Annotated in this window: 24 protein-coding genes; 10 read left to right on the top strand and 14 right to left on the bottom strand. The window is 64.3% G+C overall.

What is annotated here, in order from left to right; genetic code table 11:
- Positions 1-2 precede the first annotated feature (2 nt).
- Positions 3-926, bottom strand: coding sequence for a sugar kinase (locus tag M729_RS0122370; protein WP_027162910.1), 924 nt, complete (start codon positions 924-926; stop codon positions 3-5).
- 7 nt (positions 927-933) lie between these two features.
- The gene (locus M729_RS0122365; protein ID WP_027162909.1) at positions 934-1,932 is read right to left on the bottom strand and encodes a DUF2125 domain-containing protein; all 999 of its coding nucleotides are present in this window, start codon (positions 1,930-1,932) and stop codon (positions 934-936) included.
- A gap of 142 nt (positions 1,933-2,074) precedes the next feature.
- Here M729_RS0122365 and M729_RS0122360 point away from each other — a divergent pair, with 142 nt between their 5' ends.
- The 3 genes from M729_RS0122360 to M729_RS0122350 all read left to right on the top strand — a co-directional run bounded on the left by M729_RS0122360 (position 2,075) and on the right by M729_RS0122350 (position 4,228).
- Entirely contained in the window at positions 2,075-2,596 is a 522-nt protein-coding gene (locus M729_RS0122360; protein WP_013529391.1) for a gamma-glutamylcyclotransferase, read from the top strand.
- Between the two features lie 120 nt (positions 2,597-2,716).
- Complete coding sequence (locus M729_RS0122355; RefSeq protein ID WP_027162908.1) at positions 2,717-3,664, top strand: aldo/keto reductase; 948 nt, start codon at positions 2,717-2,719, stop codon at positions 3,662-3,664.
- Positions 3,665-3,754: 90 nt separating this feature from the next.
- A complete protein-coding gene (locus tag M729_RS0122350) occupies positions 3,755-4,228 on the top strand; it encodes a LysE family transporter (protein ID WP_032809136.1) in 474 nt (157 codons plus the stop codon).
- Positions 4,229-4,253: 25 nt separating this feature from the next.
- On the opposite strand, the gene M729_RS0122345 is transcribed toward M729_RS0122350, so the two are convergent.
- Positions 4,254-5,054, bottom strand: a complete 801-nt coding sequence (locus tag M729_RS0122345) for a 1-acyl-sn-glycerol-3-phosphate acyltransferase (RefSeq protein WP_013529394.1) — start codon at positions 5,052-5,054, stop codon at positions 4,254-4,256.
- 118 nt (positions 5,055-5,172) lie between these two features.
- Positions 5,173-6,075, bottom strand: coding sequence for a LysR family transcriptional regulator (locus M729_RS0122340; protein ID WP_027162906.1), 903 nt, complete (start codon positions 6,073-6,075; stop codon positions 5,173-5,175).
- Between the two features lie 118 nt (positions 6,076-6,193).
- On the opposite strand from M729_RS0122340, the gene M729_RS0122335 reads away from it, so the two are divergent.
- Complete coding sequence (locus M729_RS0122335) at positions 6,194-6,664, top strand: DUF1348 family protein (protein ID WP_013529396.1); 471 nt, start codon at positions 6,194-6,196, stop codon at positions 6,662-6,664.
- A gap of 24 nt (positions 6,665-6,688) precedes the next feature.
- Complete coding sequence (locus M729_RS0122330; protein ID WP_027162905.1) at positions 6,689-7,321, top strand: pyridoxamine 5'-phosphate oxidase family protein; 633 nt, start codon at positions 6,689-6,691, stop codon at positions 7,319-7,321.
- Here M729_RS0122330 and M729_RS0122325 read toward each other — a convergent pair whose 3' ends face one another.
- The 3 genes from M729_RS0122325 to ftsE form a co-directional block, all read right to left on the bottom strand.
- Entirely contained in the window at positions 7,322-8,047 is a 726-nt protein-coding gene (locus M729_RS0122325; RefSeq protein ID WP_024503762.1) for a YdcF family protein, read from the bottom strand.
- A gap of 133 nt (positions 8,048-8,180) precedes the next feature.
- Positions 8,181-9,176 carry an ABC transporter permease gene (locus M729_RS0122320; protein ID WP_013529399.1) on the bottom strand — a complete coding sequence of 332 codons (996 nt, stop codon included), beginning with the start codon at positions 9,174-9,176 and terminating at the stop codon, positions 8,181-8,183.
- On the bottom strand, positions 9,169-9,828 hold the full coding sequence (gene ftsE / locus M729_RS0122315; protein ID WP_010911739.1) for a cell division ATP-binding protein FtsE: 660 nt from the start codon (positions 9,826-9,828) through the stop codon (positions 9,169-9,171). Before ftsE ends, M729_RS0122320 begins: the two co-directional genes overlap by 8 nt.
- A 192-nt stretch (positions 9,829-10,020) precedes the next feature.
- On the opposite strand from ftsE, the gene M729_RS0122310 reads away from it, so the two are divergent.
- The 3 genes from M729_RS0122310 (at position 10,021) to M729_RS0122300 (ending at position 11,836) form a co-directional block, all read left to right on the top strand.
- Positions 10,021-10,665, top strand: coding sequence for a hypothetical protein (locus M729_RS0122310; RefSeq protein WP_027162904.1), 645 nt, complete (start codon positions 10,021-10,023; stop codon positions 10,663-10,665).
- Positions 10,666-10,847: 182 nt separating this feature from the next.
- Positions 10,848-11,390, top strand: coding sequence for a hypoxanthine phosphoribosyltransferase (gene hpt / locus M729_RS0122305; protein ID WP_027162903.1), 543 nt, complete (start codon positions 10,848-10,850; stop codon positions 11,388-11,390).
- A 74-nt stretch (positions 11,391-11,464) separates the two neighbouring features.
- Positions 11,465-11,836: a response regulator gene (locus M729_RS0122300; protein WP_024503765.1), complete on the top strand. Its 372-nt coding sequence runs from the start codon at positions 11,465-11,467 to the stop codon at positions 11,834-11,836.
- Here the strand turns inward: M729_RS0122300 and M729_RS0122295 are convergent, their stop codons facing one another.
- Complete coding sequence (locus M729_RS0122295; RefSeq protein ID WP_024503766.1) at positions 11,837-12,784, bottom strand: DMT family transporter; 948 nt, start codon at positions 12,782-12,784, stop codon at positions 11,837-11,839. It lies immediately after the preceding gene.
- Positions 12,785-13,006: 222 nt separating this feature from the next.
- Between M729_RS0122295 and M729_RS0122290 the strand changes: the two genes are divergently transcribed.
- Positions 13,007-13,888, top strand: coding sequence for a LysR family transcriptional regulator (locus M729_RS0122290; RefSeq protein WP_024503767.1), 882 nt, complete (start codon positions 13,007-13,009; stop codon positions 13,886-13,888).
- Here M729_RS0122290 and M729_RS0122285 read toward each other — a convergent pair.
- The 6 genes from M729_RS0122285 to argH all read right to left on the bottom strand — a co-directional run bounded on the left by M729_RS0122285 (position 13,867) and on the right by argH (position 21,245).
- Positions 13,867-14,238, bottom strand: a complete 372-nt coding sequence (locus tag M729_RS0122285) for a glyoxalase superfamily protein (RefSeq protein WP_027162902.1) — start codon at positions 14,236-14,238, stop codon at positions 13,867-13,869. The two genes, M729_RS0122290 and M729_RS0122285, sit on opposite strands and share 22 nt — an antisense overlap.
- A 112-nt stretch (positions 14,239-14,350) precedes the next feature.
- A complete protein-coding gene (locus tag M729_RS0122280) occupies positions 14,351-16,936 on the bottom strand; it encodes a TIGR02302 family protein (RefSeq protein ID WP_027162901.1) in 2,586 nt (861 codons plus the stop codon).
- Between the two features lie 237 nt (positions 16,937-17,173).
- Positions 17,174-18,115 (bottom strand): threonine/serine dehydratase, encoded by a 942-nt coding sequence (locus M729_RS0122275; RefSeq protein ID WP_027162900.1) that lies wholly within the window; start codon positions 18,113-18,115, stop codon positions 17,174-17,176.
- A gap of 39 nt (positions 18,116-18,154) precedes the next feature.
- Positions 18,155-19,423 (bottom strand): diaminopimelate decarboxylase, encoded by a 1,269-nt coding sequence (lysA, locus tag M729_RS0122270; protein WP_027162899.1) that lies wholly within the window; start codon positions 19,421-19,423, stop codon positions 18,155-18,157.
- 63 nt (positions 19,424-19,486) lie between these two features.
- Positions 19,487-19,693 carry a lipoprotein gene (locus M729_RS0122265; RefSeq protein ID WP_013529409.1) on the bottom strand — a complete coding sequence of 69 codons (207 nt, stop codon included), beginning with the start codon at positions 19,691-19,693 and terminating at the stop codon, positions 19,487-19,489.
- Between the two features lie 151 nt (positions 19,694-19,844).
- The gene (gene argH, locus M729_RS0122260; RefSeq protein ID WP_032809132.1) at positions 19,845-21,245 is read right to left on the bottom strand and encodes an argininosuccinate lyase; all 1,401 of its coding nucleotides are present in this window, start codon (positions 21,243-21,245) and stop codon (positions 19,845-19,847) included.
- Between the two features lie 35 nt (positions 21,246-21,280).
- Between argH and M729_RS0122255 the strand changes: the two genes are divergently transcribed.
- A complete protein-coding gene (locus M729_RS0122255; RefSeq protein WP_027162897.1) occupies positions 21,281-21,970 on the top strand; it encodes a TlpA disulfide reductase family protein in 690 nt (229 codons plus the stop codon).
- Position 21,971 lies beyond the last annotated feature (1 nt).

Genomic DNA, 21,971 nt, shown 5'->3' with positions numbered 1-21,971 from the left:
TCTCAGGCAGGCCAGGTCTGCGCAACCATGGCCAGCGTCTCGGCTCGGTTCGGCGCGCCAAGCCTGCCGCCGAAGCGCAGGCATTTGAGCGCCGCGGCCGCACTGGCAAACCGCAAAGCCTGCTCGACCGGCATGGCTTCCGCCAGCCCGACGGCGAAGGCGCCGTGAAAGACATCGCCGGCGGCGAGCGTGTCGACCGCCTTGATTTTCGGCGCCGCGACATGGCGCACGCAGCCAGCGCGACGGTCGTGCCACCAACTGCCCGCCGCGCCGCCTGTCACTGCGACAAAAGCGTCGGTACGGCTGGCGAGATCGGCGCAAGCCGTTTCCGGATCGAGCGCCTGGCCGCAGACGATGCGCGCTGCCGGCTCCGAAGCGATGATGTGCGTAGCGAGCGGCAACAACTGCTCAAGGACCTCCAGCGGCGCGGTGTCGGCATCGAGGATCGCCGGACGGCCGATGGCGCGCGCCGCCTTCAGGGCGAGTGCCGCCGCACCCGGCCAGCGGACATCGGCCAGAACGGCATCGAATGCCATGAGGTCGGCGACCGGCAGGACGTCGGGATCGGCCTGGGCAAGCCTGTCATAGAACGGCACGATGATGCGCTCGCCATGCGCGTCGACCAGGATCGAGGCCAGCGCCGAGCGGGCACCTCTGACGCGCCGCACGAAGGTGCAATCGACGCCTTCGGCCTCTATGCCGGCGATGAGCTGGTCGGCGACGGCATCGTCGCCGGCGCTCGCCCACAGCGATACTTCGGCGCCCAGGCGATGGGCGGCGCAGGCGGCGCTGGTGGCCATGCCCGAGGCGATCTGGACGCCGTCGGAGGCCATGAACTTGCCCTGATGCATGGGCAGCGCCTCGACGTGCAGGATGGTGTCCAGCGTCAAAGCGCCAACGCTCAGCAGCTTCACGGGTTTTGCCATGGCTGAGCTATTCGACCGGCTTGATCTTGCCCAGCGGAATGAAGCCGAGCGAGGCCTTGCCCCTGACCACCTTCAGCGGCATGGACGGTTCGTTGCCGAGCACCGCCAGGGCAGAAAAACCCTGCTCGATCTGGCTTTTCTGCTCGGGTATGGCGGTGCCGAGGATGGCCGCCACCGCCTTCGGGTCCTTCAACCTGATTATCAGGTCGGCGTTGACCAGGCCCTCGGCATCGACCGAGAGCGGTCCCGAAACGGTGATGCGCGCCGTCCCCGACGACAGGTCAAGGTTGCGGATTTCGATCGCCTGGCCACGAAGGCTCTTCACCTGCGTGCCGATCAGTGCGACGCCGTTCTTCAATGTCACGTCGCCGCTGGCATCGAGCGCCGGAAGCACGCGCCCTCCAATTGCGTCGGGGTCGACCTCGAGATCGCCGAAACTGCCGAGATAGTCGATATCCTCGCCGTTGGGCTGCAACTGACCTGATGCCTTGCCGGCACTGAACAGTTGCACCGGATCGGTATCGTCGGCCGGATCGGTTTGGCCGGAAAGGCCCTCTGCCTCCAGCGAAATCCGCCGGGGCAGCGGCCACCACAATTTGAAATTGGCCTGCAGATTGTCCCAGTCGATCCACAGCGGCACCATGTCGGGAACGGAGGTCCTGAGCGGGCCGCGCAGATTGGCAACCGGCGACAGAGGCTGGATGATCTGGGCGGCTGCGTTGAAACTGCCGGCTGAGGCCGCAATGTTCTTGGCATCGTCCTCATAGGCGAGGTTGTCGCAGGAGACGGTAAAGCTCAAGGGATAGCCGCTGACCTGGAGATTGGCGCAGCCGGCCTCGACGCCATTCTTGTTGAGCGTGGCAACCGCCTTGTCGGCCTCGCTCCTGACGCGGTCAGCCAGATAGAACCAGCCGCCGCTGTAGAGGGCGAACAGCACGACGATGAATGCTGCAAGCCAGATCAGGCGGCGACGTTTGTTCGGCTGGCGTTCGTCACTTGACGTCATGCTTTGGCTCTCGTTAACGCATGGGTATTGCGGACGGGTAGTCGATTCCGCCAGGTGGACAGACGAATAGTTAGACGGGACGGGCGGAAAAAACACCGGTCCGGGTGCGGTGTTGGCATCTTTTGCAATCAGGCGCGGCGATATGGGCGATTTTTGGGTGTTTGGCTATGGCTCGCTGATCTGGCGGCCGGGGTTCGCGCATGTCGAAACACAGCGTGCCCGCCTGCATGGCTACCGGCGCTCGCTCTGCGTCTATTCCTTCGTGCATCGCGGCACGCGCGAGCGGCCGGGGCTGGTGCTCGGCCTCGATCGTGGCGGGTCCTGCGTCGGCCTCGCATTCCGCGTCCCCGGCGACTTGCGCGACGAGGTTATGGCCTATCTGCGCGAGCGCGAGCTGGTCACCAATGTCTATCTGGAGCGTCTGCTCAAGGTTCGCCTCGACGGCGGCGGTACGGTCGACGCGGTGGTTTACATTGTCGACCGCCAGCACGAGCAATATGCCGGAGCGCTCGACGCTGCAGATGCGGCGGCCGTGGTGCGCGGTGCGGTCGGCCAGTCCGGCAACAACGAGGACTATGTGCTGAGCACGCTGGAGCATCTCGAGGCGCTGGGCATTCGCGATCATTGGCTGGAAGAGGTGGCGCTGCAGGTCGCGCCTTTGTGAAGCTGGCTCTGCGGAAAAAGGCCGCCAGGCCTTTGACCTCGTTCAGGCAAGACCTAGGTTAGGCTCCAACCCTCAGCCCGCGGGCGCCATTTGCCCGCCCAATCATCCCGGAGATCCGCCTTGCAGAAACGTCATCTCGGTCGCACCGACTTGTCCATCGCGCCGCTGGTTCTGGGCGGCAACGTCTTCGGCTGGACTGCCGACGAGAAAACCTCGTTCGACCTGCTCGACCGCTTCGTCGGCGCCGGCCTCAACGCCATCGATACGGCGGACGCCTATTCGCGCTGGGTTCCAGGCCACAAGGGCGGCGAATCGGAAACCATCATCGGTAAATGGATGAAAGACCGTGGCAATCGCGACAAGGTCGTGGTGATCACCAAGGTCGGTTCGGATATGGGACAGGGGCACAAGGACCTGTCCGCCGCCTACATCGAAAAGGCCGTCGACGCATCGTTGAAGCGGCTGCAGACCGAATTCATCGATCTCTATCTGTCGCATTGGCCGGATCCTGCGACGCCCTATGAGGAAACGCTTGGCGCCTACGAGAAGCTGCTCGCCAAGGGCAAGATTCGCTATGCCGGGTGCTCTAACCTCGACGCCGGCCAGTTGCGTGCGGCACTCGATGTGGCGAGCCTGCGCAGTCTGCCGCGCTACGAGGTGCTGCAGCCGGAATACAATCTCTACGATCGCTCATCCTTTGACGGGCCGTTGCGCGATCTGTGCGTGGCCGAGGACATCGGCGTCATCACCTATTTCAGCCTGGCCAAAGGTTTCCTCAGCGGCAAATACCGCAGCGAGGCCGATCTCGGCCAAAGCCCGCGTGGCGGCGGCGTGAAGGACTATCTCAATGGGCGCGGCATGCGCATCCTTGCGGCACTCGACGCGGTGTCATCAAGGCATTCGGCCAAGCAGGCGGAAGTCGCGCTTGCCTGGGTGATCGCTCGGCCGGGCGTCACCGCGCCGATCGCCAGCGCCACCAAGCCCGAGCAGATGGACAGCCTGATCAAGGCGGCGTCGCTGAAGCTGAGCGCCGCCGACATGGCCGAACTCGACAAAGCGAGCGACTGAAGTTTCGGCGGCCGCTCCTCGCACGAACGTCCAAGACGACCCTCTTGTCTTGCCATAGCCTCCTTCGCACGGGGCAAGACAGAGGGTGAGATGACTGAGCCGCTTCTTTTGCAGCCGGATCTTTGGCGCCAGTTGTGCGCGCTCGTGCTTGCCTCCGCCGTCATCATGGGCAGCCCGGGGCCGGCAACGATAAGCGTCACCGCCGTTGGTGCCGCCTTCGGTTTGCGCCATTCCCTGGGCTATGCCTGGGGAATCATCCTGGGCACGATCGCCGTGCTTTTGGTTGTCGCGACCGGGGTCATGGCAGTGCTCACCTCGATGCCGAAGCTGGCGCCGTTGCTGGCTTTGGCTTCCGCGGCCTACATCCTCTATCTCGCCTTCAAGATCGCTACGGCGCCGCCGCTGGCGGTTCTCGCCCCGATGATCGTTGCCATCCACGCTCTGTGGCTTGTCGCGGGGGCTGGGTTCGCGCGCTTCCTGCGCCGGTCGGCGGCCTCGCGGATCATCAATCTGATCTTTGCCGTGACGCTGGTGTTGACCACCGCGCTGGCGGTGTTCGGCTGAGAACTGCCGGCCGGAGACTTCCGGTTCAGACTTTGGTTCTTGCGGCGTTGTCCAGCTCTTGCAGCCTTTTCACCGCTGTCGGCGGCAAGGCAGGCGGGTTCGGGCCGCGCGCCGCATCCATCAGGAACTGGTCGCAGGCAGCTTCGGTCTCGCCGATCAGCCGGGCCATGAATTCGTCCTTGCTCAGTCCCGGTGGGATCGGCGGCAGGAAACGCGCCTTGATGGTGCCGGGATAGCGCAGGAATTTGCGGCGCGGCCAATAGAGGCCGGCGACATGGGCAACCGGCACCACCGGAACACCAAGCTGCGTGTAGATTTCGACGATGCCGTATTTGTAGGCCGGTTCGTCGCCCGGCGCGCGTCTTGTCCCTTCGGGGTAGATGATGAGCTGGCGGGGATTGCGCGCCATCTCTTCCTTGGTCGCGGCGACCACGGCCTTCAGTGCTTTCGAACGGCTGCCGCGATGAACCGGGATCATGCGCATCTTCATGATGTACCAGCCGAAGAACGGGATCCAGGTCAGCTCGCGCTTGAGGATGTAGAGCGGGTCCTGAAGGAAGGGGAAGAAGGCGATCGCGTCCCAGAACGACTGGTGCTTTGGTGCCAGGATGAAGGAGCCTTCGGGCAGGTTTTCCCGGCCGGTGATCTCGTTCTTCGTTCCGGCGATCTTCTCGTAAAGCCACATCGAGGTGCGCGACCAGAATTTCGGCACGAACCAGGCGCGGTGCCGGGGCGACAGGAAATAGTAGGGGGTCCAGAGGATCATCTGGACGATCAGGTTGACGTAAAAGACGAAATTGAACGTCAGCGATCTGATGTAGAGCATTGGGGGAGCCCGGTGAGGAGGTGAGCGTTGGTTACACCAAGCGCGGGAAAAAAGGAAATGGCCGCAGGCGCTTTGGTTGGCGACGAAGAACGGTCGTCGATGGGGTGGCCTGGTTCCGCTACATCAGCCGCGCCAGCCGCTCCTTCAGGCGTGGAGCGGCAAAATCGAGGAAGGCGCGCAGCTTGACCGGCAGCAGGCCGTGGCCCGCATGCACCAGGCTTACCGGCCATGGCGCCGGCTCGAATTCCTGCAGCAGGACGCGCAGCGCGCCGGACCGCAGCGCGGCTTCGATCTGGTAGGAAAGCACACGCGTCAGCCCGACGCTGGCAATCGCGGCATCGATGGCCGCTTCGGCGGTGTTGACCTGAAGCCGCGAGCGGACCCGAACCGGGATTTCGGCCTTGCCCTTGATGAAGCTCCAACTGGCGGCGGAGGCGAGCCCCTCGAAGGTGATGCAATCGTGTGTTTCCAGATCCTCCGGGGTCGTTGGCGTGCCGTGTTCGGCCAGATAGGCCGGGCTGGCGCAGACGACGCGGCGGATCGCGCCGACGCCGATGGCGACCAGGCTCGAATCGGGCAATCGGCCGATGCGGATGGCGAGATCGAAATGGTCCTCGACCAACTGGGTTATGCGATCGGCCAATGTCAGGCGGATGTCCACGTCGGGATAGGCGGCGAGAAAGCCGGTGACGACCGGCAGCACGTGCAGGCGGCCAAAGACGACCGGCGCGGTGATGGCCAGTTCGCCGGTCGGAACACTGTATTCGCCGGCGGCCGTGCGTTCGGCCTCGCCGACGTCGTCCAGGATGCGGCGGCAGGCGGCAAGATAGGCCTGGCCGACATCGGTCGGTGTCAGCCGTCGCGTCGAACGATTCAGGAGGCGTGTGTTCAGATGGCGCTCGAGATCGGAAATCTTGCGGCTGACCGTCGCCAGCGGAATGCCGAAACGGCGGCTGGCCGCGGAAAGGCTGCCGGCCTCCACCGCGGCGACAAAGAGCGACATGGCCTCGAGACGATCCATAGCTTCTTCCGAAAAATGGAAGGACAAGTTGCGAATATGCCACCTGCCTTTGAATGATGGAAGGCTTATATTCCAGTCTGTCGGCCCTGCCTGCAGCATGGCCCGAAAAGGAGTTGCCATGTCCGAAGCCCGCCCGCCGCTGCCGCCGTTTACCGCCGAGACCGCAGCGCAGAAGGCGCGCATGGCCGAGGATGCCTGGAATTCACGCGATCCAGCGCGGGTTGCGCTCGCCTATACAAAGGACAGCCGCTGGCGCAACCGCGCCGAGTTCCTGCAAGGGCGCGACGCCATCCAGGCCTTCCTGACGCGCAAATGGAGCCGCGAGCTCGACTACCGGCTGATCAAGGAGGTCTGGGCCTTCCACGGCAACCGCATCGCCGTGCGTTTCGCCTATGAATGGCGCGACGACAGCGGTTCATGGTTCCGCAGCTACGGCAACGAGAACTGGGAATTCGACGAACACGGGCTGATGCGTCTGCGCATCGCCAGCATCAACGACCTGCCGATCGGCGAGGCCGATCGTAAGTATCACTGGCCGCTCGGCCGGCGGCCGGACGACCACCCGACATTGTCGGAGCTCGGACTTTAGCATCTTGCCGCAAGGAAACTTTCCATGAACGCGCATGCTTTCACCAGCGACGTCGCCTTCACGCCGACCGTCAAGGCGATCCAGGCCCGCAAAGGCTCACGTCAGTCCTACGCCCGCGTCGAGGAGCGTGGCGGCTGGCAGGCCGGCATCACCCCGGACCTTGCCGCCTTCATCGAAATGCAGACGAGCGTCTTCCTGTCGACCGCCAACCGCGAGGGGCAGCCCTATGTCCAGCATCGCGGCGGGCCGGCCGGCTTCCTCAAGGTGCTGGATGAACATACGATCGGCTTCGCGGATTTTTCCGGCAACCGGCAGTTCATCACGCAGGGCAATCTGGCCGACAATCCAAGGGCGTTCCTGTTCCTGATCGACTATATGCACCGCCAGCGCATCAAGATCTGGGGCACGGCGCGGGTCGTCGAGAGTGACGCCGAGCTGATGGCGAAACTGATGCCGCAAGGCTACAGAGCGCGCGCCGAGCAGGTCGTCCTGTTCACGGTCTCGGCCTGGGATGCCAATTGCCCGCAGCATATTCCACAACGGTTCGAGGCAGCCGACGTCGCGGCGGCACTCGGCGAGCGGGACAAGCGTATCGAACGCCTTGAGCAGGAGATCGCACGGCTCAGGGGAAATTCGGGCGCGGCCGCAGGGGAATAATCAGCCGCCGGCCGCGGTTTCGGCCAGCGCGATGCCGTTGGGCGTCGGCTTGACAGGCACGATGCCGCGCGCCAGCGCAAGCAGATATTTGTTGTATTCGGTGAACAGCACGCGCAATGCCCGCGGCTTGGTCAGCCAGCCGCCATTGTCGAGGTTGGAATTGACCACCGGATAGGGCTCGAGCTTGGCGCCATGCAGCAGCCTGCCCATTTCCAGCAGGCTGCGCGGCATATGATAATTGTTGGTGACGAGGATCACCGTGCCATAGGCGTGGCTCTCGACCCATTTGGCGCTTTCCTCGGCATTGCCGATCGTGTCGAGCGCGGCGCGGTCGATGTCGACGCAACAGGAGAACAGATTCTTGTCGCCGCCGGTTGCCGCCTGCAGCTGGCGACGGCTGGCCGAAGGATGCACGCCGCTGATCAGCAGCCGTTCGCCCTTGCCGGACGCCAGCAGATCCATCGCGGCATCGAGGCGGGACTGGCCGCCGGTCAAGACAATGATCGCGTCTGCCCTGGCCGGATTGGCGGGCGTCGTCAGGTGACTGACCTTGTTGGCGAACCAACCGAAACCGCCGGCAAACAAAGTTGCAAGGATGAGGACGGAGAGGGCGGATAGGCGCAACGTGGCTCTTAGACGGCTCACAGCGCGGCGGTCATGCGAACGTGCAACCACCACTGGCATCTGCCCAGCCGTACCGGTCGAATCCCGCGCGTCCATCGCCATATGGTTAATCCTGAAATGCGGCCTTGGGTAGGTAAAAGACGCACTTTGCGTTACGCGAATTCTCTATTCGTGATCACCCTGTTTTATCCATGTCGTTGTCCCAAAACCGGTTCCCACTTTTGGGCGACATGAATTAGCCTGCATCCGGTTGGCGGACATCGATGTCGCTGAGATAGGCAACGACGGTGGCGTGCGAGGTTGCCGCCGTCAGTCCGCCGATCACCAGCACCATCAAGACGACACCGAGATAGCCTGCCGAACCGATGGCGAAATTGCCGAACAGGGCGGTCGCCTGGTCGGCCTGCGGCGTCGCCATATTGCGCGACGACCACCACGAAAAGACGATGAACACGAGCACTGCCGCAGCACCGCCGGCCGCCGCTCCCTTCATGCCGGTGACCAGGAAATGCCGGCGGAATTCGCGCGCGATAAAGCGTGCCTCGGCGCCGACGAAATGCAGGACTTCGATGATGTGACCGTTGCCGGCCATGGCGCCGCGCGTCGCGAACACCACGGTCAGCACGGTCGCCGACAGCATCAGCGCCAGCACGGCGATGCCGATGGTCACGGTGGTGCGGGCCATCGCCACCAGCCGGTCGACCCAGGTGCGGTGATCGTCGAGCGATGCGCTCGGCAGTTTCGGGGTGATCGCGGCGCGTATGGCGGCGAAATCGGGCGGGCTGTTCTCGTCGATGGTGACGATGATCAGTCGCGGCACCGGCAATTCGTCGATGTTGAGGCCCGAGCCCAGCCAGGGCTCAAGGAGCCGCGCGGTCGCCTCGCGGTCGATGATCCGGGTCGCCTTGACGCCGGGGAATTCGCCGGCGATCTGGGAGGCCTGGGTAAGGGCTGCTTCCATGTCGAGGCCGTCGACCGGCTTGATCTGGATCGTTGCCTCGCGTGAAATCTGGTTCTCCCAGACGGACGCTGTGTCGCGCACCAGCGTCACCGCGCCGAAAGTCAGGCAGGACAGGAAGGTCATGATGGCGATGACTAGCACCAGCGCCCGGCCGGCGATGTTCTGCGCCGGCACGATCGGCGCCATCCTGCGCTGGGCGCGCGGCTTTGCTTCGGTCGCCTCGGCGTCCTGCTCCCTTTCCACAAAATGTTCGGCGGACAGTTCAGTCATAGATATCCAGCCTTCCCCCGGCCAGGATCATGCGGCGCGCGTCGACCTGCTCCATCAAGCCGAGGTCGTGGGTGGCGATCACCACGGCGGTGCCGAGACGGTTGAGTTCGATGAACAGCCGCAGCAGGCGTCGCGCCAGCGGCGGATCGACATTGCCGGTCGGTTCGTCGGCGAGCAGGATTTCCGGCTGCTCGATCAGCGCCCGCGCGATCGCGGCGCGCTGCTTCTCGCCACCGGACAGAACCGGCGGCAGCACATGCATGCGTTCGCCCAGCCCGACCCACTTCAACAGCTCGGTGACATCGGTGCGGTAGCTCGCCTCCTCGCGCCCGCGCACGCGCAGCGGCAGCGCGACGTTCTCATAGGTGGTCATGTGGTCGAGCAGCCGAAAATCCTGGAACACCACGCCGATCCGGCGTCTGAGATGCGGCAGCTCGGTGCGGGAAATGCGGGAGCGATCCTTGCCGAAGATGGTGATCAGCCCGCGCGTTGGCTTCAGCGACATGAACAGCAGGCGCAGCAAGGTCGTCTTGCCGGCGCCCGAAGGCCCGCTGAGGAACTGGAAGGAGCGCTCCGGAATGTGCAGGGAGATGTCGCGGAGGATTTCCGGACCCATGCCATAGCGGAGGCCGACATTTTCGAAGCGAATCAATTTCGACGACCTGAAATTCGGCACGGCAGTGAGCCGGCCTGTTCTGGGTAAAGACCATCGGCCGGCATGGTTAACCGGCGGTTAATTCCTAGGCTCTTTCGACTCGTCACGAGGGCTCCGGTGGGGAAGCGTTAACCATTTGTGTTTACGCAAAAGAAACGAAAAGCGAACACGTGCTGCAATGCTGGGGCCATGATGGCTGACGATCGAACCGCGCGCCCGGTTTCCGGCGAAATCATGACCGATCCGGCGGCAATTGCCGCGGCGGACCGGTTCATGCGTGGTTCGGCCGCCGACATCGTCGATGCCGATTACGTGGTGATGCCGCGCCTTGCGCCTGCCGTGGAAAGCGTTTCGCCGCTGCCGCGTGCGATCGTCATGCCACCCATCGAAGGCATGGACATGCTGCGCAAGCCCGAAGCCCCGCCGGAGCGGCCGCCAACCTCGCGCGGCGGGCCGATCTTCTGGATCGCCGGCATCGGCGCTGCCTTGGCCGCCTTCTGGGTTTCCGGCGGGCACGCGCTGGTGCGCCAGGTGCCGTTCCTGTCCAGCGCGCAAGCGTCGGCGCTCAGCATTTCGGGCGTCACGTCACGCGTCGATGCTTCCGGACCGAACCCTGCGCTGTTCGTCGATGGCGAGGCCGCCAATGACGGCGCCAAACCGGCGCAGCTGCCGCCGCTTGAAATCCGGGTGACCGGCAATGACGGGCACATCACCCGCTATACGTTGGGGACATCCGGCCGTTCGCTGGCCTCTGGCGAAAGATTCGGCTTTGCCAGCCGGCTCGACGTGCCTAGAAACGGTGTAAGAACTGTATCGGTCACCTTCGCCGAATAGCGTGTGCTGATATTCAGGTGAGACTGGCCGCAAACGGCGGTTTCGTGCGCTTCCGGTGCTCACGTACTTCAGTACGCTCCGCTCCGGTTCTCGGAAACCACCGTTTTCGACTCAGCCTGACCTGAATCTCAACACATGCTGGGCGTGAACGCGTTTAGGCAAGAAAATCAGCGGGGCGAAAAATGCCAATTGTACGCGGCAAGAACATCGAAGTCCTGTTTTCTGCATCGGCGATCGCGCGGCGCAATCTCGAACTCGCCAAGGAGATTGCCGGACACGACTACCATGACCTCCTGGTGATCTCGGTGCTGAAGGGGTCGTTCATCTTCGCCGCAGATCTCATCCGCGCCATGCACGATGTCGGCCTGTCGCCGGAGGTCGAATTCATCTTCATCTCCAGCTATGGCGCCGGCACCAGCAGCGGCGAGGTGAGGGTGCTGCGCGACATCGACAATGAGGTCGCTGGCCGCGACGTGCTGCTGATCGACGACATTCTCGAATCGGGCAAGACGCTGAGCTTCACCCGGGAGCTGATGCTGTCGCGGGGCGCCAAGAGCTGTTCGATCGCCGTGCTGCTCGACAAGCGCATGCGCCGCCAGACCGAACTCAATGCCGATTATGTCGGCTTCGACTGCCCCGACTATTTCGTCGTCGGCTACGGCATGGATGTAGCCCATGCCTTTCGCGAGTTGCCCTTTGTCGGTGTCGTCAAAGGGGATGCCTGAGCGGCATCAAAAAGGTTTGCTGATCCTCAGCGCTTTCAGGAAAAGTCAACTTTTGGCGGCCAAATATGCCGGCCATGGCAAAGCTTCTGATCGTCGAGGACGATGAGTCCGTCCGCACCCTGGCCGCCCGCGCGCTTGAACGCGCCGGGCACACAATCGATATCGCGGCGGATGGCGCGCAGGGGCTTGCGCTGATCCAGGCCGCGCGTGGCGGCTATGATCTCGTCGTCTCCGATATCCGCATGCCGGAGATGGACGGCATCGAGATGGCGATAGCGGCGGCAGCATTGTTTCCCGCCATCAAGATCGTGCTGATGACCGGCTATGCCGACCAGCGCGAGCGCGCCGAGGAATTGAACGGCATCATCCTCGATGTCGTGCAGAAGCCCTTCACGCTGGCTGAAATCCGCTCGCGTGTCGAACGGGCGCTGATCTGCTTCGCCTGATCAGGCTGGGTCGGCAGCAGCGAGCACAGGTGGAGTACTCTTGCGCCGTTCGGTGCTGAGCGCCAGCAGACCGGCGCCGATGATCAAGGCGGCACCGATCACGGTCGTCGACCGCGGCACCTCGGCGAAGAACAGGAAACCCCACAGCGGCGACCACAGGATGCCGGTATATTCGAAGGTGGCAACGCGGTTGGCCGGCGCCATCCGGTAAGCCTGCGACAGCAGGATCATGCCGGCGGAGGCGACGAAACCGCAGGCGGCCATCTTGAGAAAATCCGGCAGCGTCGGCCAAAGCCATGGCCGTACCAGGAATTCCAGGCTGGGGTGGACGGCGTGGGTTATGCCGGCAAGGTGAAACGCGCCGGCAACCACGGCGGCGCCAACCAGATAGGCGCCGTTCTGATAGAAGGCCATCACGGTGGACGATTCGGTGTCGCCGATCTTGCGGGCCATCAGCTGCGAAAAACCATAGAGCGCCGCCGAGCCCAGCGACAGCAGCGCTGCCCAGTCGAACAGCCCTGCGCCGGGGCGCAGCATCACGAGGACGCCGAACAAGCCGATCAGCACGGTTGCCAGTGTCTGCCAGGAGACGCGCTCGCCAAGGTAGGGCCCGGCCAGCACCATGATGAACAGCGGCGCCATGAAATAAAGCGCCACCGCATCGGCAAGCGGCAAGGCGGCGATGGCCAGGTAGTACATCGTATAGGAGGTGAACTGGATGAAGGCGCGCACCGTCAGCATGCCGAATCGCTTCGACAGGATCGCCCGCAAGCCGACATCGGCATGCACCAGAACGATCAGGATCGGCAGAGCGACGATCGAGCGGATCGCCATCACCTCGGTCACTGGATAACCGCTCGACACGGCTTTGACGAGCGGATCCTGCAGCGAAAAGACCAGCACGCCGAGGCACAGGCTCAGGATGCCGCCCACCATCCGATTTTGCATCTGCATCCAGGCTCCTGCGCGTACGATCCGAAGCTGCCGCCTGCGGGGTAAAAAGAACCCGCCACCGTTTCGGGCAGCGGGCACGAGTGAGGACTCTTGATTGGTCCGCGGCTGATTTCGCAGCCGCATATCCAATGGGTGAGGCGACTATCATCCGCCGTTTGACATGTTGCAAACGAATTGGAATGATGCCAGCAATCAAATTCTCTTATGGCGGATTTCATGCGGCCGACCCTCGACAGCGACCTCCTGCGCACCTTCGTGGCGATTGCCGAGACCGGCAATTTCACCAAGGCGGCGGAGCAGGCCGGCCGCACCCAATCCGCGGTGTCGATGCAGATGAAGAAGCTCGAAGATCTGATCGGCGCCAGCCTGTTCGAGCGCGGTTCGCGCGGCGTCGCGTTGACGCGGCGCGGCGGCGAACTCATCGTCAACGCCCGCCGCATCGTCTCGCTGCTCGACGAGACGTCGGCATCGATGGCAGCAGCGCCGCTTGGCGGGCCGGTGCGCATCGGCATTCCGGAGGAATATGGCCACGCCATCCTGTCGCGCGCGCTCGGCGCTTTCTCGAAGCGTCATACGCAGGTCGAGGTCACCGTGCGCTATGCCCATTCCGGGGCACAGATGGCGGCGCTCGCTGCCGGCGAGCTGGATCTGTGCGTGGTGTTCGAATGGCAGGATCCCGCCGGCGGCGAAGTGCTGATGCACGACCCGACCGTGTGGGTGACATCGTCCCTGCATCACATGCATGAGGAACAGCCGGTGCCGATCGCGCTCTACAACCGGGCCGGCTGGTGCAAGGACTTCGCCATCAAATCGTTGGAGCAGCGCGATCTTGCCTATCGCGTCGCCTATACCAGCGATACCACCGGCGGCCTCAAGCTCGCCGTCACCTCCGGACTGGCGATCGCGCCGATCTCGCGCAGCAACATTCCGGACGGCTGTCGTGAACTGACCACGGCGGACGGATTCGGCGCCATCGATTCCTCGAACGTGGTGATGCACCGCAACCCGAACGCGTCAGGCGAGGCGATCGACGGCATGCAGGATGCGATCCGCGAAGCCTTCGTCAACAGGCTCAGTCAGCCGGCGGCATCCTCGTAGAAATGCAGCCTGTTGCCGAACGGATCGGCGACCGATACCTCGCGGGTCTTCCAAGGCGTCTCTTCCACGCCTGGCCTGGCGAAGCGGTAGTTTTTGCCGGTTAGCTCGCCATGAAGAGCCGTGATGTCCTCGACCTCGATGCGCACGGCGATGCCGGGTGCACCGTCGCCATGATGTTCGCTGAGATGCAGGACGCAGCCGTCGCGGCCGATCGCCATGTAGAGCGGCGCGTCGTCGGCGAAGCGATGTTCCCACTGCACCTTGAAGTCGAGGAAGCCGACATAGAATTCACGCGCCTTGGCAATGTCGAAGATGCGCAGGATGGGTGTGACGGCGCCAAGTCTGGGCATGGTGGTGCAACCGTGCGAGAGGGTTTTCAGGTGGGATGGACGGGGGCGGCAATCCCCTTGTTTTTTCGCAATTCCGGACGGAAAACCGCTTCACACATTTCCTGGAATTGCTCTATTTCAGCTCGAGCAGCCGTTCCAGATAGCTGCGTTCGATGTCAGGGCTGAGCGCATTGCCGAGCCGCTTGCGGATCGCTTCCAGAATCTGGCGGGCGCGCTGCACGTCGATCTCGTCGGGCACCTTCACCGAATCGCCGAAATCGGGACCCTGGCTGGCGCGCGGCCGGCCGAGCGGATCGCGATCGGCGTTCTGCTGGCGGCCGCCTTCCTCGCCGCCACCCTGGTCGCCCTGCATGGCCTGCATCTGCTTCATCATGTCCTTGGCGCCCTTGCGCAGCGCTTCCAGCGCCCGGCCCTGATGGCCGACGGCCGCATCGCCTTCGCCCTCGCCGAGTGCCTGTTCGGCATTGCCCATGGACTTGCCGGCCTCGCCAAATCCTTCATTGGGCTCCATACCCATGCCTTCGAGGCCCTTCTTCAGCTGTTCGAGGTCGCTCTGCAACTGGCCCTGGCCCTGCTGCAGCTGTTTCAGCGCATCGGCGAATTCCTGGGGCGTCATCGGCTTTTGCCGGGCGAGCGGATCGCGGTCTTCGCCGACGCCGGGTCTGTCCTCATCCTGGCCGCCTTCGCCGAGCTGCTCGTCACGGTTCTGCCCGCGCTGGCGCTCGCCGCGCTGCATCTGATCCATGCGGAAGGTGTCGTTCATCATCTCCTGCTGACGGCGCAGGATCTCGCCCAGCTTGTCCATCTGCTGGCGCATCTCGCTGTCCTGCTGGCCGCCTTGCTGCTGCCGGCCGGCCTGCAGATTGTTCATCATGTCCTGCAGTTGCGACAGCAATTGCTGGGCCTTGTCGCGATCACCGGACTTCGCCAGGTTCTCGATCTGGTCCATCATGCGATCGATGTCGCTCTGGCGCAGTTCCTGGCCATTCTGCTGCATCTGCGGGGCGTTGGGATTTTGCTTGGCGCGCTCCGCGAATTCCTGCAGGAACTGGTTCATCGCCTCGCGCAGTTCCTTCATCGCCTTTTCGATTTCAGCGTCGCTGGCGCCATTCTTGATGGCGTCCTGCAGCGCCTGTTGCGCCTGGCGCAGCCGCTTTTCGGCGGCCGAAAGATTGCCTTCCTCGATGCCGAGCGCGATTTCCCAGAGATAGGAGACCTCGCTGCGCAATTGATCGTCGCTGTCGGCCATCTTCAGCCGGGTGCGGGCGCTCATGATGGCCAGGTAGTGGGACATGTTGTCGAAGGTGTCTTCCGGCCGCAGCGTGATGGCGTCCATCAGGTCGAGCACGCGCGGCTTGGCGTTGGCGTCGAGCGCCAGCAGGCGGCGCTGTTCGATCACGGCGCGTGCCAGCGGATTGGCGAAAGGCCGCTCCGGCATCAGCAGCGTCTTGGTTTCGCTCGATGCGGTGTGCCCGGCATCGTCGGTGGCGACCAGCGTCAGCTTGATGCTGCTGCCGGCCCAGACATGCTCGGTCAGGTCCTTCGAGGTCCTGGCGGCGTTCGACTTGCCGCCGCGGCGCGGCAGCGTCAGCGGCATTTCAGGTGCACCGTACAGTGGACGCGCATTCGGCGCCTGCGGATCGGCAAGCGCGAACACCGCCTTGGCGGTGGCGGCGCCATAGTCGTCGTCGATCTGGTAGTTGAGCTCGAAGGCGCCGTTGGCGGCGCGCTTGGGCTCGCCGACGAAGCGGATCTGCGGCGGCTTGTCCGGTACGACCGCGAAGGCCCAGCGGCCGAGCTGGTCCTCGCCCGACGTCAGCGTCAGCGTGCCGTCGCCGGTCAGCTTGCTGGTGAACTGGCGCACCTTGGACGGCGTCGCCGGGCTTGCCGGCTTGGCGGCGGCCTGCGGCGCAGCCGGGTCGATGGCGCGGGAATTGCCATTCTTGTCGGCGTAGCCGAGCGTTTCCTCGCCTGAGCCGCCCGTCACGCGCAGCGAAACGTCACTGCCTTCGGGAACCGTAAAGGTCGGGATGGCCTGGTTGGCGTCGGCCGTCAGGAAGATCGGCGGCTTGCCGGTGTAGGACGGCGGCGTCACCCAGGCGTCGATGCGCGGCGGCACGATATCGCGCGCGCCATGGGCATTGAACCCGTCGCTGATCCTGCCGCCCGTCGGCCCGAAGGAGAAGGCGAAGGCGGTAACGAGCAAAAGGGCCGCTACCGCGCGCAGGGCCCAAGGGTCGCGCTCCGGCACGCGCGTGCGCGGCAGGTCGGCGCCGAGGTTGTCGAGCTTTCCGGCCATGCGCTTCTGGTGTTCGCGCCATAGCGCCTGCGAGAAGCTGCTTTCCCGGCCGCTTGGCCGGTCGGTCTGCACCAGCACCGGGCTGTGCAACAGTTGATTGGCTGCCTCGATGCGGCGGTCGATTTCGCCGGCGCCCGGCAGGCGGAAGAAACGCAGGGGATAAAGCGCGGCCAGTGCTGCTATGGCAAAGGCAGCGACCAGGCCGATGCGCGCCATATCCGGCAGCCGGGAGAATAGCCCGAGCCAGGAGATGCTGAGGAACAGGCTGGCAACGATGACGAGGGGAAGCAGCAACGGCCAGCCGCGCTCGACCACCATCGAGACCCGCGTGGCCAGCCTGCTCAAAGCCAGCCGCCCGGCGAGGCCGCGATCGCTGCTGAAGGTGGGTCGTTGCGTCATCGGCCCTTCCTTGAGCCTATGGCATCCCGAAACCGGGATGCGGCCCTATCCCTTTGAGCATGATCTGTTCCGAAAGGGATTCCATGTTTCGGGATCATGCTGTGGAGCGGGCAGATAGCCCGACGCCTCACGACTCAAAGAATACCAGCAAACACGGCAAAGGCGAGGCGGTTCGAAAAAACGTGAAGTGGACCGTTATAGTTCCATCCTGCATCGCTTTAGAAGGCAGCAGGCCCTTTAGAAGGTAGCGGGGTCCGCATTCGCCCCGCAGACCAGCACGGCGAGCCGTTCGCCCTGCGCCGGCGCATAGCGGCCCGACAGGATCGCGGCAAAGGCGGCCGCACCTCCCGGCTCGGAGATGATGCGGGTTCGGTTCCACAGCGCCTTCTGCGCGGCGACGATGTCGTCGTCGCCGACCAGGATCGAGCGTTCGACATAGGCCTCGGCGATCGGGAACATCATTTCGCCGACGCGCTTTGGCGCCAGCGAATCGGCGGCGATGCCCTCGGCCGGCGCATCGACGGGGTGTCCGGCCTCGAAGGCGCGATGCAGCGTCGGCGCTCCTTCCGGCTCGACGGCGATGATGCGGATGCGGCCCGCGAACCAGGCAGCGATGCCGCCGATCAGACCGCCGCCGCCGACAGCGACCAGCAGCGTGTCGATCCGAGGCAAATCGGCCTCGATTTCGAGCCCAAGCGTGCCCTGGCCGACCAACGTTTCCTCCTGGTTGAAGGCGTGAATCTGCAAGGCGCCGGTCTCCTCGGCGAACCGTTCGCTGGCGGCCAGCGCTTCGGCATAGCGGGCGCCGCCGACGATCAGCTCGGCGCCATAGGAGCGGATCCGTTCCAGCTTGGCCGCCGGGCTCACTTCGGGAACGAAGATGGTCGCCTTGTGGCCAAGCCGCATGGCGGCATAGGCGACGGCCGCGCCATGGTTGCCGCCCGATGCTGCGACGACACCGGCCTTTGGGACCGCACGCTCCAGCAGGTTGGTGAAGGCGCCGCGCGCCTTGAACGAGCCGGAATGCTGCAGGCATTCGAGCTTCAGGTCTACGGCCAGCGGCTGCCGATCGAAATCGGCCATGTCGACGCGCAGCACCGGCGTGTGCCTGATATAGGGGCGGATGCGCGGTTCCATCGCGGCAATGCGCTCGCGTGTGACGGTGATGCCGTTCGTCATGATTGCTCCCTGTGACGGGTCGGTGTGTTTCCGGCGCTTCTATGCAAGCCAGTCGGGCACGGAATCCAGCCCGATCAGGTCGTCATAGGTCAGGCGTGGGCGCACGACGTGGAACCGGTCGCCGTCGACCAGCACCTCCGGAACCAGCAGACGGGTGTTGTAGGTGCCGGCCTGCACCGCGCCATAGGCGCCCGCGGTGGAGACGGCAATCATGTCGCCGGCCTTCAGCCTGGGCAGATCGCGGTCCAGGCCGATATAATCGCCGGTCTCGCAGACCGGGCCGACGACGTCAACCATCATGCGCGGCGTGTCCGCCGGCGGCTGCACGACCGGACGGATATCGTGGAAGGCATCGTAGAGCGTCGGCCGGATGAGATCGTTCATGGCGGCGTCGACGACGAGGAAGTTCTTGGCGTCGCCTTCCTTTACGAAGATCACTTCCGAGACGAGGATACCGGCATTGCCTACGATCAGCCGGCCCGGCTCGAACATCACCTTCAGCCCGAGCTTGGTGACATGCTTCCTGACGATCTGGGCATAGGCATCGGGCAGCGGCGGCGGGTTGTTGTCGACGCGATAGGGGATACCGAGGCCGCCGCCGAGGTCGATATGCTCGATGGCATGGCCGTCCGCCCGCAGCGCGCCGACCAGATCGACAAGCAGGGCGAAGGCGTCGTCGAAGGGCTGCAGCTCGGTGATCTGGCTGCCGATATGGGTGTCGATGCCGGTGATCCTGATGCCGGGAAGCGTTGCCGCGCGGGCATAGACCTGCCGCGCCCTCTGCCACGGGATGCCGAATTTGTTCTCGGCCTTGCCGGTGGAGATCTTCTTGTGGGTCCTGGCGTCGACATCGGGATTGATGCGCAGCGAGATCGGCGCCACCTTGCCAAGAGCAACGGCTCGCGCCGACAACAGCTCGAGTTCAGGCTCGGACTCGACGTTGAAGCAGAGGATGCCGGCGGCAAGGGCAAAGTCCATTTCGCGCGCGGTCTTGCCGACGCCCGAAAACAGGATCTTGCCGGCCGGAATGCCGGCGGCCAGCGCCCGGCGCAATTCACCTTCCGAAACCACGTCGGCGCCGGCGCCGAGCTTCGCCAGCGTCCGCAGGACGGCCTGGTTGGAATTGGCCTTCATGGCGTAGCAGACCAGCGTGTCGAGCCCGGCAAAGGACTGGGCAAACACCCGGTAGTGCCTGGTCAGGGTGGCCGTCGAGTAGCAGTAGAATGGCGTGCCGACCTGTGCGGCGATATCTGGTATCGCCACGTCCTCGGCATGGAGCACGCCGTCGCGGTAGTCGAAATGGTTCACGGGAGTGGTTCCGGAAAGTTGGGGCACGATGAGATCGGGTTGGAAGGCCCCGCTCTCGTCGGCCTAGATCAGCGGGTCGAGGATGAACTTCTTGTCCTTGACCGGTTTTTCTGGCTCCGGCGGCACGGGCTGATGGGCCTTCGAGGCATCCTTGCGCGCCTGCACGGCCGCCTCATAGGGTGTGTCGAGACCGCCCCTCCTGCCGCAGGCCGAGACGGCCGCGATCGCCACCAGCAGCGTCAGCGTCACCAAAATCCTGCTTCCGGTCATCGATCCATCCGTCCGAAACGTTTGTCAGCCGCCGCTTTTAGCCGAGTTCTCGGCGCATTGCACCCCGAGATATTGCTCGTCGCAATATCTGGCGCAACGTCCGGATATTGCTGGTCGCATGTCCGGGATATTGCTGGCGCAACATCCGGCATTACGCTTTCGCCAGTCGCTTTTTCCAGGCGCGGATCTGCTTCCTCACTTCCGACGGCGCGGTGCCGCCGAAACTGGTGCGGCTCTTGACCGAGTTCTGCACCGCCAGCACTGAGAATATGTCGGCCGTGATGCCGGGATCGATCGACTGCAGATCCTCCAGCGAAAGCTTCTCCAGCCCCACCTTCTTGTCTTCGGCCAGCGCTACCGCCCGGCCGGTGACATGATGCGCCTGTCGGAACGGCAGGCCGAGCGTGCGCACCAGCCAGTCGGCAAGGTCGGTTGCTGTCGCGTGGCCGGAGCCGGCGGCCTTCTTCATCGCGGCTGCGTTGACCGTCATGTCCGAGACCATGCCGGTCATCGCCGCCAGCATCAGGTCGAGCGTCTCGGCGGCGTCGAATACCGATTCCTTGTCTTCCTGCATGTCCTTGCCATAGGTCAAAGGCATGCCCTTCATCACGGTCAGCAGGCCGACCAGATGGCCGGTGACGCGGCCGGTCTTGCCGCGCACCAGTTCGGCGGCATCGGGATTCTTCTTCTGCGGCATGATCGACGAGCCGGTGGAAAACGAGTCCGACAGCCTGACGAAGCCGAATTGCGGCGTCGACCAGATGATGATCTCTTCGGCCAGCCGCGACAGATGCGTGGCGCAGATCGCGGCCATGGCAAGGAACTCGAGCGCGAAATCGCGATCCGAGACGCTGTCGAGCGAATTGCGCATCGGCTCGCGGAAGCCGAGCCCCTTGGCGGTTCGGTGGCGGTCGATCGGGAAGCTGGTGCCGGCCAGCGCCGCGGCACCGAGCGGGCTTTCGTCCATGCGTTCGATCGCATCGCGGACACGCGACAGGTCGCGCGAAAACATCTCGACATAGGCCATGCAGTGATGGCCGAAGGTCACCGGCTGGGCCGCCTGCATATGGGTGAAGCCCGGCATCACGGTCGCCGCATGCTCCTCGGCCCGCTCCAGCAACGCCTCAATCAACCCCTTCAACGCCTCGGCGACGCGAAAGCACTCCTCCTTGACCCAGAGCCGCAAATCGACCGCGACCTGATCGTTGCGCGAGCGGGCGGTGTGCAGGCGGCCGGCCGCCGGGCCGATCAGATCGGCAAGGCGCGCCTCGATGTTCATGTGGATGTCTTCGAGCCGCGTCGAGAACTCGAAGCTGCCGGCCTCGATCTCTCTCAGGATCGTGTTCAGCCCGTCAGCGATTTTTTCTTGATCGGCCGCCGAAATAATGCCCGTTTGCGCCAGCATCTCGCTATGGGCGATCGAGCCTTTGATGTCCTGCGCATAGAGTTTGCGGTCGAAGGAGATAGACGCGTTGATCGCTTCCATGATGGCGGCCGGACCCGAGGCAAAACGTCCGCCCCACATCTGGTTGCTGGTTTTCTTGTCGCTCATGGCTATAACCCGTGCTTCGGAGCAGTTTTGAGAAAATGGCAGACGGTAGTAGATTCTTCCCGGCCCCGCGCCTGATCCTCGCCGCCTTGGTGGCGGGCGCGCTGGCGGGCGCGGTCGCGGTATATGTCAGCGAGAGCCGGTCTGGCAACAATGCACCGGCACAAGCTGCCGTGGGTGAGAGCAAGGACGACGTGGCCTGCGCGGCCAAGAGCGACCGCGCCAAGAAGGTCGCGGCTTCGGCCACCGGTGAGGTCGCGGCACTTTTGCCCGCCGATCCGCCACAATCCCTGAAGAGCCTTGCCTTCAACGGTCCGGACGGCAAGCCGATGACGCTTGCCGATCATGCCGGCAAGACGGTGCTGCTCAATCTGTGGGCGACATGGTGCGCGCCGTGCCGTGCCGAAATGCCGGCGCTCGATGCGCTGCAGAAGGAAAAGGGCAGCGACGCCTTTCAAGTGATCGCCGTCAATGTCGATGCCGGCGACGATGTGAAGCCGAAGAAGTTCCTCAGCGATACCGGCGTCGCGACGCTTGGCTATTACCGGGATTCGACGATGGCGCTGTTCAACGACCTCAAGAAGCGCGGCCTGGCGCTAGGCCTTCCTGTCACCATGCTGGTCGACGGCGAGGGCTGCCTGATCGCCCATATGAACGGCCCGGCCGAATGGTCGGGGCCGGACGCCAGGCGGCTGGTCGAGACGGCACTCAAGCCCGAGAGCCTCTAGT

Source organism: Mesorhizobium sp. WSM1293 (assembly GCF_000513875.1).
Classification (GTDB): domain Bacteria; phylum Pseudomonadota; class Alphaproteobacteria; order Rhizobiales; family Rhizobiaceae; genus Mesorhizobium; species Mesorhizobium ciceri.
The sequence above is the reverse complement of the archived record's forward strand: the minus strand, read 5'-3'. Positions and strand labels throughout refer to the sequence as shown.